General features: G+C 60.5%; 15 protein-coding genes. All 15 read left to right on the top strand.

What is annotated here, in order from left to right; translation table 11 throughout:
- The first annotated feature begins 7 nt into the window (after positions 1–7).
- A complete protein-coding gene (locus ACI5FR_RS14995) occupies positions 8–1,459 on the top strand; it encodes a DEAD/DEAH box helicase (RefSeq protein WP_405455545.1) in 1,452 nt (483 codons plus the stop codon).
- A gap of 52 nt (positions 1,460–1,511) precedes the next feature.
- Positions 1,512–2,054, top strand: coding sequence for a hypothetical protein (locus ACI5FR_RS15000; RefSeq protein ID WP_405455547.1), 543 nt, complete (start codon positions 1,512–1,514; stop codon positions 2,052–2,054).
- A gap of 144 nt (positions 2,055–2,198) precedes the next feature.
- Positions 2,199–2,993 carry a YhcN/YlaJ family sporulation lipoprotein gene (locus tag ACI5FR_RS15005; protein ID WP_405455549.1) on the top strand — a complete coding sequence of 265 codons (795 nt, stop codon included), beginning with the start codon at positions 2,199–2,201 and terminating at the stop codon, positions 2,991–2,993.
- 160 nt (positions 2,994–3,153) lie between these two features.
- Positions 3,154–3,483, top strand: a complete 330-nt coding sequence (locus tag ACI5FR_RS15010; RefSeq protein WP_405455550.1) for a cupin domain-containing protein — start codon at positions 3,154–3,156, stop codon at positions 3,481–3,483.
- Positions 3,484–3,503: 20 nt separating this feature from the next.
- Entirely contained in the window at positions 3,504–4,244 is a 741-nt protein-coding gene (locus ACI5FR_RS15015) for a GntR family transcriptional regulator (protein WP_405455552.1), read from the top strand.
- A 150-nt stretch (positions 4,245–4,394) separates the two neighbouring features.
- Positions 4,395–4,871: a CcdC protein domain-containing protein gene (locus ACI5FR_RS15020; protein ID WP_405455554.1), complete on the top strand. Its 477-nt coding sequence runs from the start codon at positions 4,395–4,397 to the stop codon at positions 4,869–4,871.
- A gap of 582 nt (positions 4,872–5,453) precedes the next feature.
- A complete protein-coding gene (locus ACI5FR_RS15025; RefSeq protein ID WP_405455556.1) occupies positions 5,454–5,651 on the top strand; it encodes a LuxR C-terminal-related transcriptional regulator in 198 nt (65 codons plus the stop codon).
- A 146-nt stretch (positions 5,652–5,797) separates the two neighbouring features.
- Positions 5,798–6,022: a helix-turn-helix domain-containing protein gene (locus ACI5FR_RS15030; RefSeq protein ID WP_009672290.1), complete on the top strand. Its 225-nt coding sequence runs from the start codon at positions 5,798–5,800 to the stop codon at positions 6,020–6,022.
- Between the two features lie 208 nt (positions 6,023–6,230).
- Positions 6,231–7,121, top strand: a complete 891-nt coding sequence (locus ACI5FR_RS15035) for an ABC transporter ATP-binding protein (RefSeq protein WP_405455802.1) — start codon at positions 6,231–6,233, stop codon at positions 7,119–7,121.
- Positions 7,122–7,176: 55 nt separating this feature from the next.
- Positions 7,177–7,983 (top strand): (2Fe-2S)-binding protein, encoded by an 807-nt coding sequence (locus tag ACI5FR_RS15040; protein WP_405455559.1) that lies wholly within the window; start codon positions 7,177–7,179, stop codon positions 7,981–7,983.
- Between the two features lie 41 nt (positions 7,984–8,024).
- Positions 8,025–9,041, top strand: a complete 1,017-nt coding sequence (locus tag ACI5FR_RS15045) for an ABC transporter substrate-binding protein (protein WP_405455561.1) — start codon at positions 8,025–8,027, stop codon at positions 9,039–9,041.
- Between the two features lie 50 nt (positions 9,042–9,091).
- The gene (locus ACI5FR_RS15050) at positions 9,092–11,116 is read left to right on the top strand and encodes an iron ABC transporter permease (RefSeq protein ID WP_405455563.1); all 2,025 of its coding nucleotides are present in this window, start codon (positions 9,092–9,094) and stop codon (positions 11,114–11,116) included.
- A 133-nt stretch (positions 11,117–11,249) separates the two neighbouring features.
- Positions 11,250–12,011, top strand: coding sequence for a class I SAM-dependent methyltransferase (locus ACI5FR_RS15055; RefSeq protein ID WP_405455565.1), 762 nt, complete (start codon positions 11,250–11,252; stop codon positions 12,009–12,011).
- Positions 12,008–13,000, top strand: a complete 993-nt coding sequence (locus ACI5FR_RS15060) for an MBL fold metallo-hydrolase (RefSeq protein ID WP_405455568.1) — start codon at positions 12,008–12,010, stop codon at positions 12,998–13,000. The genes ACI5FR_RS15055 and ACI5FR_RS15060 overlap by 4 nt, the downstream gene beginning before the upstream one ends.
- 23 nt (positions 13,001–13,023) lie before the next feature.
- Positions 13,024–13,731, top strand: a complete 708-nt coding sequence (locus ACI5FR_RS15065) for an AlkZ-related protein (protein ID WP_405455570.1) — start codon at positions 13,024–13,026, stop codon at positions 13,729–13,731.
- The last annotated feature ends 8 nt before the right edge of the window (positions 13,732–13,739 follow it).

Raw genomic sequence — 13,739 nt, forward strand, 5'->3', positions numbered from 1 at the left:
CATTTAGATGACCACCAGTTTTGAAACATTCGAACTTCGCCCGGAGCTACTGCAGGCCTTGGCCGAGAAGGGGATTACGGCCCCGTCCGACATTCAGGCACAGGCGATCCCCCTTGTCTCCCAGGGGCGGGATTTGATCGCGCAGTCGCAGACCGGCTCGGGCAAGACGCTCGCCTACCTGCTGCCGATTCTGAATCGGCTGAACCCTGCGCTGAAGGAGCTCCAGGCTGTCGTGCTCGCCCCGACTCGTGAGCTCGGAATGCAGATCCTTGGAGAGATGGAGCGCTACGGAGAGCCGCTTGGCCTGCGGTCGCAGGCGCTGATCGGCGGAGCCGCGATTAGCCGGCAGATCGAGAAGCTGCGGCTGCATCCGCATTTGGTCGTCGGGACGCCCGGCCGGATCATGGAGCTGATCCAAGCCCGGAAGCTGAAGATGCACGAGGTGCGCACGATCGTCGCCGACGAGGCAGACCAGCTCGTCTCGCTCAGCACGGTTGAGGACGTGAAGCGAATTCTGAAGAGCGCGCTCCGCGACCGCCAGCTGCTGTTCTTCAGCGCCACGGTGACACCGGAGCTGCAGCGCATCGCCGACCGCTGGATGCGGGAGCCGGCCCTTGTCGAGATTAGGCCGGAGCAGCGCACGGCGAGCACGATCGAGCATTATGCGGTTGTCTGCGAGGAGCGGGACAAGCTGGACGTGCTGCGTCGGCTGTATTACGCGCTGAAGCCAGCCTCGGCGCTCGTGTTCGTGAACGAGATCGAACCGATGGCGGAGGTGGTCGGGAAGCTGGAGTTCGGCGGCATCCCGGCGGCCGCTCTGTACGGCGACGCGCCGAAGCAGGAGCGTACGAAGGTGCTGGGCCGCTTCCGCGAAGGGAAGCTGAAGCTGCTGGTTGCGACCGACGTAGCGGCTCGCGGCCTTGATATCGAGAACATCACGCATGTGTTCCATCTGGATCCGGCGCCGGACGCGGACCATTACGTCCACCGCGTAGGCCGGACGGGGCGCATGGGCAAGCAGGGCGTGACCGTCTCGATCGTCGCCGAGCGGGAAGCGTTCATCCTCCGCAAGTTCGAGGAGCAGCTCGGCATTCGCATCGAGCGCCGCACGCTTGCGGAGGGCAAGCTGCTCGCGCCGGGGGCCGCACGGCGCGGCGCCGGGACCCGCGCGGGCGGGCGCCCGAGCCCGGGCCCGGACGCCCGCCGCGGCAACACAACCGTCGCCGACGTGTCGGCGACGCCGAAGCCTGCGGCGGCGGCAGCGGAGCGCCCGCCGCAAGGGCCGGCGCCGGCCGCGCGCAAGCGGGCCGACGGCTCCGGCGCCGCGGCCGCTCCGTCGGCGGCCGCGGGCAAGGCGAAGGCGCGCGAACGGGAGCGCGAGCGCGACAAGAAAAACAAAGGCGCGCCGAAGTGGCTGAAGGCCAAGCAAAGCCAGCGCCCCGACCCGCCGCAAGCTTAGCGCTATCGCTTGTGTACATGAGGAGATTCGATCTCGTGGGAGAGATGCGACCATGTTGAAGAAATGGCTCCTGACGCTCGCGATCCTGGCGGCGATTGCAACGGTGCTCGTAATCGCGCTGCTTTGGACCGTCCGGCCGACGGAAGCGCTCGATTTGAACTATAAGCCAATATCCGTCTCAGCGAAGATCAAAGAGATGATCGCTTCGCGCAGCCTGGAGCTTCGGCTGACGGAGGAAGAGCTGAACCAAATCCTGAAGCGGGAGCTCGCGGTTCGCAAACTGTCCTTGCCGAATGTGCAAATTCAGGGCGCGCGCTTCCAGCAGGACGGACAAATGGTCACGGCCCATGTGCAGGCGGAGCTGTACGGCCTGATCCGCACGCAGGCGGCGCTCTCGTTCCGTCTCAAGTGGGAGCCGCCCAATCTGGTGGCGGAGCATGTGAAGACGACGGCGGGCCCCTGGACCGTGCCGGTCCGCCGATTTCATTTGGATCCGATCGTAGTGCCGATCGATGATGAGCTGCCGCCGCTCGTAGCGATCAAAGATGTCAAATTCGAGCCGTCGGCCATCGCTGTGTCGTTCCGACTGAAATAGCGGCCGAATCGGAGAAAGTCAATCCATCCCCCGGCTTCCAGTGAGAAGCCTCTTCGTTAGTGAATGGGGCATCATCGGAAAGGCGCATCCTAATCCTGTTCGGCCAAATGGGATGCATCTTAACCGAAACGGGGGATGAAGAGCTTGACGAACAACGGGAAGAAGGCGGCGCTCGTATCCGTTCTAGCTGCAGGTATGGTGTTTGGGGCTGTAGGCTGCGGGAAGATGCCGGCTCGCGAGGGCACAGGAACGAACGACACGGTCAAGACGCGGATGCTGACGAACAACTACCGTCCGTTCAACTACGGGACGGGGAACCACCGGGATCTGCGTCTCGGGTATGACCGCTACCGCGGGACAGACCCCGATCTGATCCGGGATGCCGGGGACTTGAAGCTCGGACTGAACCGAGACAACGGCTTTACCGGCTACGACCGCGATGGGGTCAACAATTGGCGCGATTACAAGGCGGCGAACCGGGGTCACAACATCACGAGCTTCGAGACCAACGAGCAGTTGGCCAAGGAAATCACTTCCATGGGTCCCGTAGAATGGGCCAGCGTCATGCACGCGGGCAACTCCGCTTATGTGGCGGTGAAGCTTAAGCATGGGGCCGATCTCGAGGCGACCGGTCACGTGAAGACCCAGATCGCGGACAAGGTCCATACGGCGAGGCCGGAGGTGCAGAATGTCTACGTGTCCTCCAACCCGGATCTCGTCGGCCGCTTCCAGCAGTACGGGGAGGAGATTCGCCAAGGAAGGCCTGTATCCGGACTAGTGAATGAATTCAGCACGCTCGTACAAAAAGTATTCCCTACGAATGCTTCCTATGGCACGAACGAGGCTTACAACCAGCCGGGGCGATACGGCATACACGGCACCGACGGGGTAAGCGGAGACGGCATGCATGGAACCAAGACCGCTCCAGCGACTCCGTAGCTAGAACGAATCAGGCTGTCCTTGCATGCAAGGATGGCCTGTTTCACCATTCTCACCTAATTTTCCCCCAAGCCGACCTAATCGCACTCTGTACCATTATGCCCCAGGGGATGCTATACTATCAGAAGCATGTACTTCTATTCGGGGAGTGTGGACGGTCATGTTCATTCAAGCTTCGCACATCGCATTCGAGACGTTAGAGCCTGGACTCGAGCGGCGCATATTGGGATATACCGAGCAAATGATGGTGACGGAGGTCCGGTTCGCCAAAGATGTCGTAGGGGCTTTGCACCATCATCCGCATCGGCAATCGGCTTATGTAGCGGCAGGTTCGTTCGAAGTGACGATCGCAGGGGAGACGAAGGTGCTCGTTCAGGGAGACGGATACATAGTGGAGCCCGACATCGTGCACGGCGTCAAGGCGCTAGAGGACGGTTCGGTTTTGATCGATTTTTTCACCCCGATGCGAGAAGATTTTCTCAAGAAATAAGGACGGATTGGATAGCTACGATGAGCCAGCAACTCGACCGGACCACACCGGTACCCCTCTATTATCAATTGTATCAAATTCTGGAAAATGAAATTACGAATGGGAGCCGCAAGCCGGGCGATTACTTCGGCACGGAGCTCGAGCTGCAGGAGCAGTACGACGTCAGCCGGGCGACGATTCGGAAAGCGCTTGAGCGGCTCGAAGCGAACGGCTATGTGAACCGGATTACGGGAAAAGGCATCTTCATCGCCGCCGTCCGGCTCCGCATCGATCTGCCTGAGCTGCTCAGCTTCAGCGAGGAGATGAAGCGGCGGGGGATGCAGCCGGGGACGAGATTGCTGGGCGCGGAAGCGGTCGAAGCGCCGGTGGCGGTAGTGCAAGCGCTGCAGCTCGCGGACGGCTGCGAGGTGCTCCAGCTGAGGCGCATTCGGTTGGGCGACGGGCAGCCGATCGTCTATTCCGACTCCTATGTGCCGCTCGCGATCGGGCTGACGCCGGAGGATGACTTCTCCGGTTCGTTGTATGAGCGGATCCACGAGGCGTGCGGCCGGTATGTGGATGAAGCGGCGCACAGCATCGAAGCTGCCGTGGCCGACGCCGAGCTGGCGGAGCATCTGCATGTCGAAGCCGGATTCCCGCTGCTGGCGTTCCGACGAACGGGATACGATGCGACTGGAGCGCCGATCGTGTATGAACGGGGCTTTGCCCGCGCGGATCAATATTCGTACGAGATCAAGCTAAAGCGGTCGGTCAGAAGCTGACTGCACAATCCTGTAAGCCTTCGAGCGGAACCGAAATCAGTCTCGGGACCGTTGCCGCGTCCACACCGGATGAGCTATACTGGCATATGAAACTTTAGAGCCGCGCTATTGCCAGTGGTACATCTTAGCTTAATGGGGGTTGGACAACGAGTGGATATCTCCGTATACGTCATGGTCATCGCCATCATGGGGCTAGTGCTGTGGAGAAGGACCCGAAGCATGTCTCGTCCGATTGTGGGAAAAGGAATCCGGCTGCTCATACCGATCTTCTTCATTATCCCGGGTATGCTGGCGCTGGTGCTGAACCCGAACGTGCACGCGTATTTGTGGGAATGGGCCGTTGCGCTCGCCGTCGGAGCGGTGCTGTCGGTCCCGCTGATCTGGACGACGAACTACGAGATTCGGGAAGACCGGAATATTTATGCGAAGAAAAACGTCGGCTTTTTCGTGGCGCTGGTGGCCGTCATTCTCATTCGCCTGGTGTTGCGGGACTACTTCACGATGATCGACAATGATACGAAAACGGCCTTATTCGTAGTCGTCGCCGTCGGCTACGTGGTGCCTTGGAGAGTCGTCTCCTACATGAAATTCCGGGTGCTGCACCGGCAGAGAGAAGAGCTCGCGTGACGTTGGTCGCGCGAGCTTTTTTCAACAGGTGTTAAGGGATATCCCTTGATAATCAAAACGTATGTAAGCCTAAGTGTTAGTGCTTAGGTACCCTTTTCGACACTAATTTAATAAAGAAGCGTTTTACCTGGACCGCTTTGCTGCAATCCTACAAATAACGCTGCCGCATAACGCTACTCCTCGAAATCAACCCCATCGTGGAAAAATAACGTTACGGCATCACCCTAATGCCCTTAGACCGGCTCTTTTTGGGCAAAAGCGGAGGAATAACGCTGTCGCATATCGCTATTTTCCCAGATAAGGTCGTATCAGGAAGAATAGCGTTTTCCCATCACTCTATTGGTTCACACCACCTGGTTTTCACGGACAATTAAGACGGGTACCTTAACTATTTTCACGCCATTTTGGCGGTTTTCGCCGGATAGTAAGGCTATCTTTGATTATTAGTAAAGCGCACATTATTATTAACGCAAGGTAGGTTAACAATTCGACTCGAAGCGTTCCAAACAAGCCCTAACCTATTAGGGGACTATGCTTATTTGTAAACATTGATTAACAACATGGACGGCGCGTACGATCCACATGATATTCAACAGCGGTCGGAACCCCTCTGCCTGCCAGTCCACGCGCCTGCGCGTCCAACGCTGGATCGCCGAGCGGCTCGGCTTGAGCGGCAAGACGGTCGCCAACTACATCACGAACATCCTGAACAAGCTGCAGCTCGCGGACCGGCAGAAGGCGATGCGCCACGCCCGCGATTCGCGGCGGGACACGTCATAGAACGGCCTGCAAGCAGACCAAACCCGCGATTTCGCCCATTTTTCCACGACTCCGCACCAAGACGGGGCGCCTTTCATAAACTACACTGACTGTATCCCTTTACCTTGTAACTATAAACAAAGCCCAAGCAAGGAGGGGTGGCACTATTGAAAGGTAGCGACCATAAAAACAAATTTTTATTAACGAATCGTGAACGCGAAGTCTTTGAACTGCTTGTGCAGGACAAAACGACCAAAGATATCGCCCAGCAGTTGTTCATCAGTGAAAAGACTGTGCGCAATCATATCTCCAATGTGATGCAGAAACTAAACGTAAAAGGTCGTTCACAAGCGGTCGTCGAGCTAATCAAGCTTGGGGAATTGAAGATTTGACGATTCAAGCCACTAGAGAAAGCTTTCCAGCTGCGCTTCCCAAATCCCAGGAGCGCACGGGAAGGCTTTTTTGACTGGTGGCCATTTTTTAATTGACACTGAGAATCAATATCAATTATATTTATGATAATGAGAATCGTTATCACCAATTGCGTTACATAAAATACCCGAATACCCAATCGCGAAAAGATGGAAGGGGGAGTTTCCGATTTACCGCTTAGTTACGGAGAAGCTCAACATTGCTTACGGAGACCGGCTGATCGTAGAAGATTTGAACTTGAGCATCCCCACGGGGAAAATCACGGCGCTTGTGGGGGCGAACGGGTCGGGGAAGTCGACGATTCTCAAATCGATGGCGCGCATCATGAAGCCGCAGCACGGCGCCGTGCTGCTCGACGGCAAGTCGATCCATAGCCAATCGACCAAGGAAGTGGCCAAACAGCTGGCCATCCTGCCGCAGAATCCGATCGCGCCGGAAGGGTTGACCGTAGCGGAGCTCGTCGGATACGGCCGCTTCCCGTACCAGCGGGCGATGGGCACGGCATCCGCGGAGGACCGCCGGTATGTGCAGTGGGCGATCGAAGTGACCGGCATGGCCGACTTCGCCGACCGCCCGGTGGACCAATTGTCCGGCGGACAGCGTCAGCGGGCCTGGATCGCGATGGCGCTCGCGCAGCAGACGGACATCCTGTTCCTCGACGAGCCGACGACGTTCCTCGATATGGCGCACCAGCTCGAAGTGCTGAAGCTGCTCGAGAAGCTGAACCGCGAGGAGAACCGGACGATCGTGATGGTCGTTCACGATTTGAATCACGCTACCCGGTACGCTCAGCACGTGGTCGCGATTCAGGCGGGGCGGGTGAAGCGAGAAGGAACGCCAGAGGAAGTCGTCACCTGCGACACGCTCCGGGAGCTGTTCGGCATCGAAGCCGACATCGTCCCCGATCCGCGTACAGGCGTGCCGATCTGCATTCCGTTCGAGCTGGCATCCCGTTCGGCTGATGCCGCGGCATCGGCGACAACAACTCCGCCGCCAACGGCTTCTCGATCGACGGAGCCCTCGACGGAGCGGAGCAAGGAACCGGTCCATGCTGTGTAGCCGCGAAGTCAGCCGCGCAGTCGCCGGGATCCACGACTAGGGAGGAACATGCACGATGGCAGCTGGACCTACGGTATCTTTTGATTTGCTGGAACGTTATTTGCATGTCACCGACAAGGCCCCAGAAGAGGCGATACTGTCCGTCCCCTTGACCGATCTGCTGAAGAAGGACACGATGCGTCAGCTCCTGGAGCTCGGCCGCGAGCAATATAAGGCGACTTCGATGGAACTGCCGGCCTCTTTTCTCGGCTTATCTTTGTTCAGCCTGTGCGGAGCGATACATTACGTATCGGCATCGAACGATGCCTGGCTGGATGTGAACCCGGACAACGTGAATTTCTTCCTCGAATCGCATGGCGATCATGTTCATACCGGCTATCAGCTCCAAGAGGTGCGGCTCGTCCCGCTGCCCGAATCGAACCGGGATGAAGCGCTGAAGGAGGCGTACGAGAGATATTTCACCGAGCACTTCAACGTCTTGCTGCTGTCGATCGCCGAGACCGCCGATGTGAAGCCCGACATGATCTGGAGCCAGTACGCGGCCCGGTTGACCTATATGCAGGATTTCCTGCTGGAGAATGAGACGCGACCGGTGATCCGGGAGCGGTACATAGCGGGGCATCGGGTATTAACGGCCGCGCTCGAGCCGGACGTGTTCGGCCGCAGACGCAATCCGTTCCATCACATGAAGCCGGTGTACCTGGACAGCCCTTATGAGCCGGGCCGACAATTGCTGATGCGGTCCTCCTGCTGCATGTACTACAAGAGGGAAGACGGGGAGATGTGCTTCAATTGTCCCCGGATGCGGGAGGAAGACCGCGAGCGGCTGCGTCAAGAGAAGCTGGCGGCCCGGAATAAGTAGAATTATAGAATACTATAACAAGTTGGAGGTTTATGATCCCGATGATAACCCGATTGCGCTTGACCCCTTTGCTGCTCCTTATTTTCACGATTCTACTCTCTGCCTGCGGCGGCGGAACGGATAAGCCTGCAGCTGCCCCGTCCGGCTCCACGGCTCCGACTGCAAGCGCCGCTCCCTCCGCGGAACCGGCCCGTCCGATCAAAGATGCTCTGGGTACGGTAGACATCAAGGGGACCCCGAAGCGGATCGTCACCCTGGAATGGACGTACACTGAGAACGTCCTAGCGCTCGGCGGCACCCAGGTAGGGGCGGCCGACATCGCGAATTATAAGAAGTACGTGAAGATCAAGCAGGACCTGCCGACCGATGTCCAAGACGTAGGTACCCGCCAAGAGCCGAACCTGGAGAAAATCGCCGCGCTGAAGCCGGACCTGATCATCGGCGTGAAATTCCGCCACGAGAAAATTTTGAGCCAATTGAAGGCGATCGCGCCTACCCTGATTTTTGACCCGTATTCCCCGACGTCTTCCGCCGACCAATACAAGGAAATGGAAGAAACGTTCAATACGATTGCCGACGCGCTGAACAAAAAGCCGGAAGCGCAAAAAGTAATGAGCGACTTGACGGCCAAGATCACCCAAGGCGCCGATAAGGTGAAAGCCGCGAACAAAGCCGGTGCCGAAGTTGTCCTCACGCAAGCTTACAGCGACCAGAATGCAGCCGTCTTCCGCTTGTTCACGCCGGAGTCGCTGCCAGGTAAAATCTTGACGAAGATGGGCTTGAAAAACGCCTACAGCGCAGGAAAGGTGGAAATGTACGGCTACTCGACTGCGGGCGTAGAAGCCCTGTCGGCGATCCAAAACGCAAACCTGCTGCATATCATCCAGGATTCGGACAACGTCATCGAGAAAATTTTGAAGGACAACGCCGTTTGGAAGAGCCTCGGCTTCGTAAAGGATAACCGGCTGTACGCGCTCGGCGGCGACACATGGCCGTTCGGCGGTCCCTGGTCGATGGAAACCTTCGTGGATCGCGTCGTCGCTACCTTCGCCAAATGAGCCGATCTCTAACCGTCACGCAAACCGGCCCGGCAACAGGCCGGTTTGCTTTGTCGTTACGCTATTTGCTCGTGTTCGGCGGAGGTCTTGCCCTGCTGCTAATGCTCTGGATTGTGCACATCGGCCACGGGGAGACTGACATCAGCACCCATACGGTGCTGAAGGCGGCGCTGAACCCCGATCACAGTCCGGAGCAGCTGTCGGTCCGGACGCTCCGGATGTCGCGTGCTACGCTCGCCGTGCTGGCCGGTGCCGCCCTAGCCGCTGCCGGGGTCCTGCTGCAGACGATAACGCGCAACCCGCTGTCTTCCGCTTCGACGCTCGGGATCAACTCCGGCGCGTTCCTGGCCGTTACGATTGCCATGATCGCGTTCCCCACGCTCAAAAACGAGCATCCGCTTGCCATCGCCTTTATCGGCGGGGTCGCCGCGCTCGCACTCGTCTATGCCATGGGAGGAGGAAGCTCGGCCTCGCCGGTCCGGCTGACGCTCGCCGGAATGGCGGTCACGATGGCGATTGCAGCGGTGACCGGCGCGCTGCAGCTGATCTTCGAGGCGCAGACCGCCCGCTTATTCCTGTGGGGCTCCGGCTCGCTGAAGACGAGCGATTGGAGCGGCGTGGGCTTCGTTACCCCTTGGATCGGGGCGGGGGCGCTGTGCGCCTTGCTCATGAGCCGCTCCCTCGATCTGTTCCAGATGGGCGACGAGATGGCGCGAGGCCTCGGCCAGCGCGTCGGCCTTATTCGCCTAGGTGCGATGCTACTGGCGGTGCTGCTGGCCGCTTCCACCGTCAGCGTGGCGGGCGGCATCGGCTTCATCGGCCTCATCGCGCCCCACTTGGTGCGGCTGCTCGGGATTCGCCGCCATATGCCGCTGCTGCTGGCGTCGATGATTTGGGGCGGCGCCGTCCTCGTCGGAGCGGACCTGATCACCCGGATGTTCCGCGACGCTTACGGCGAGTTGCCTGTCGGCGCCGTCACCGCGATGATCGGCGCGCCGTGGATGATCCTACTCGCCTTGCGTGCGCGCAGCGGGGGCCGGCCGGTGCAGCGGGCGGACGAAACCTCGATGTCGTCCGGGCTCGCCGGCCGCATCCCGTACTCGCTGCTGCTGGGCTTGCTGCTTATAGGCTGCACAGCTGTATGGATCGCGGGCGTTTCGTTCGGCGAGCTCCGGTTCTCCGTCAGCCAGGTGCTGCATGTGGCGATGGGCAGCGGGGATGACCTGGCCCGCAACATCATGCTGAACATGCGGATGCCGCGGATGCTGATCGCGGCGTTCGCCGGCGCGGCGCTGGCGATCAGCGGCGTGCTGCTGCAGAGCGTCGTGCGCAACCCGATGGCCGATCCATCCGTCGTCGGCGTGACCTCCGGAGCGGGCGTAGGGGCCATCTCGCTCTTGATCCTGTTCCCGGCGGTCAGCCTCTCGTGGATCCCTATCGCGGCGTTCGCCGGTGCGGTGCTGTGCGCGACCATCGTCTATCTGGCCGCGAGGCGTAGCGGCTTGCAGCCCGCGCTGCTCGCGCTCGTGGGCATCGCCGTCTCGGCCTTCGGCTCCGCGATCATCCAGCTGCTCGTCGTGAAGGCGCAGTTCCGCGCCGGCCCGGCGCTCGTCTGGCTCGCGGGCAGCACCTACGCCCGCGTCATGCCGCAGCTGTGGCCGCTCCTCGCCTGGATGGCCGTGCTGCTGCCGATCGCCTGGTGGCTGCATCGGCGCCTCGACCTGCTCGGGCTGTCGGACGAAGCTTCGACCGGGCTCGGCATCCATGTGCCGCGCACGCGGCTGTGGGCCGGCGCCGTCGGGGTCGGCCTGGCGGCCGCAGCCGTGGCGACGGTGGGCGCGGTCGGCTTCATCGGCCTGATCGCCCCGCATGCGGCCCGGCTGCTCGTCGGCCCTCATCACCGCCGCCTGCTGCCGATCGCCGCTCTATTGGGCGCGGTGCTGCTCATGGGTGGCGACCTGGTCGGCCGAGTGGCGCTCAGCCCGAAGGAAATCCCGTCCGGCCTCGTCGTGGCGCTGCTCGGCGCGCCCTACTTCATCGGATTGATGCGGGCCTCGCAGCGAGGCAAAGCCTAGCGAATACGTTCTACTATTGAACAGCCCGACCGGAGCGTGATCCGGTCGGGCTGTTGCGTCTGACTAACCGTGCTTCGCATTGCGCTAAGAGGACCATTTGGTGTTAAATAGTAGAGACGGAGGGGATATTCGGATGAAGGCGTGGTATGAAGAAAGCTTTGGTACAGACTACCTGCTGGTCTATAAACACCGGGACAAGGCAGGAGCCAGTGACGAAGTCCGCACGATGATCGGCTGGCTCGGGCTGCCCGAGGGGGCGTCGGTGCTCGATCTGTGCTGCGGCATGGGACGCCATGCGCTGGCTCTGGCCGATGCGGGATGCCGGGTGACGGGCATCGATCTGTCCGGTGCGTTGCTGTACGAGGCGGAGCGGCTGGATGTCGCGAGGCGCGTGAAGTGGCGGCAGGGGGATATGCGCGAGCTGCCTTACCAGGCCGAGACGTTCGACGCGGTCGTGAACTTGTTCACCTCCTTCGGCTATTTTCAGGATGACGAGCAGAATTTGCTTGTCTTGAAGGAGCTTCACCGGGTGTTGAAACGAGGCGGCCGGTTCCTCATTGATTTCTTGAACCCGGAGGACGTCCGGGCTCGGCTAGTTCCCCATTCTGTCCGCATCGAGGAAGGGAAGAGGATCGAAGAGACGCGCACGATCGAGGACGGGTATGTCCGCAAGCGGATCGTAGTGAGCGAGGAAGGCCGAGAGGACCGGCGATACATAGAGCAGGTGAAGCTGTACGAGCTGTCCGAATTCCGACGCTTCCTGCAGGAGGCCGGACTGGTGCTGGAGGACGTCCGGGGCGGCTATGACGGACTCCCGTACTGCCCGGACAGCTCCAGACGGTTGATCCTGATCGGCTCGAAGCCGAAATCCAATAGAGATAGAGGGACCGCATGAGAACGACTAGAATAGAGATTCGAGATGGGTTCTGGCAGGTGAAGGTGCCGCTGCCTTTCCCGCTTCGCTGGGTGAACAGTTACATGCTCCGAGGCCGGGACGGCTGGACCGTCATCGATCCCGGTCTGCATACGCCGGAGTCGGAGGCGCTTTGGGTGGAGACGCTCAGCGCGCTCGGCATCGGGCTTGGCGATGTGGAACAGGTGGTGCTCACTCACCATCATCCCGATCATTACGGCTTGAGCGGCTGGTTTCAAGCCGGGAGCGGAGGCGCACCGGTCTACTTGTCCCGCACGGGTGGGGAGCAGGTTCGCGAGCTGTGGGGCGAAGGGGAACCGATGGGGGAGCGGCTGCTCACCTTATTCCTGCTGCATGGGCTGGACAAGCAGCTCGCGGAGCCGATGGAAGAGCACATGCACAGCTTCATCCCGCAGGTGTCTCCGCAGCCGGAGCTGACCGTTCTGGAGCCGGACGCCATCGTGCGGCTGGGCGACAGGCCGTTCCGATCGATCCATACGCCAGGCCACGCCGACGGGCATCTGAGCCTCCTCGACGAGGAACGGGCGGAGCTCATCTGCGGGGACCATGTGCTGCCGCATATTACGCCGAACGTCGGCTTCTTGCCGGGGTTCGATCCGAACCCGCTCCGCACCTACCTGGCGAGCCTCGAGGAGGCGGCCGACCGTCGTGTCGAGCGGGCGTATCCGGGCCACCGGGAGCCGTTCGCCGGCTATGCCGAGCGCGCGGTCGAGATCGTCCGCCATCACGAGGAGCGGCTGCAGCGGATGCAGGAGCTGCTGGGCGAGCGGCCGCACAACGCGTACGCGCTGTGCCGGGCGCTGTTCGGTGACCGGCTGTCCGTGCATCAGCTACGCTTCGCCTTGTCGGAGACGATTGCGCACGTCATCTACATGCACGAGCTCGGTCAAGTGCGTGAGCTGCAGGCTGAAGACGGGACCCTCTTATACGGAATCCCGGCCAACCATTAAGAGAACGAGAGGAGCAAGTGAACATGGCTTCGTCAACAAAAACAACTACCTCAACTGTCGAGTGGGAGTTGGCGGATACGTACGAGGAAGCGGCGGCGGTCATCGCCCGAGTCGGCATTCTCCCTTTATCCTCCTTATTCCCGGAGCATCCGTCGCTGGAATCGATAACCCGCCGGGAAGCGTGGCATACCGGCCTGGCTACCGACCCTTGGCTGTGGAGGGACCGGTTCGCCGGCGAGGGAGTCGCCGCGTATGGCCGGTTTATGGCGAAAAAGCCGATCCTGGCGGATGCGGCCTTGTTCCCGCTCCTGCAAGCGGCGCTGCAACCGGCTAAGGGCCTTAGAAGCCGCTACGCGGACGGGCTTGTGTCGAAGGATATGCTGAGGATCTACGACATTGTGGAAGGGCATGAGGGCGTCGATGTCCGGGAGCTTCGCCGCGCGTCCGGGCTGCAGGACAAGGAGTCCAAGAAGCGGTTCGACGCCGCCCTGATCGAGCTACAGAGCACAGGCGACATCGTCATCTCCGGCATCTCGGACCGGTTGAACGACCAAGGCGTGAAGAGCGGCTGGAACAGCACCTGCTACATGCTCGCTACGCAGTGGATGGCCCGGCATGGTTTGGAGCCGGTCCATATGGACCGCACCTCAGCGCGAAACGAGCTGTTAGCTCGGTTCGGCGAGGTTAGCCGGGAAGCCGCCGTTCAGAAGCTTGACAAGCTGCTGCGGTGATCGATCGG

Source organism: Paenibacillus sp. HJGM_3 (genome assembly GCF_045062745.1).
GTDB lineage: Bacteria > Bacillota > Bacilli > Paenibacillales > NBRC-103111 > Paenibacillus_AA.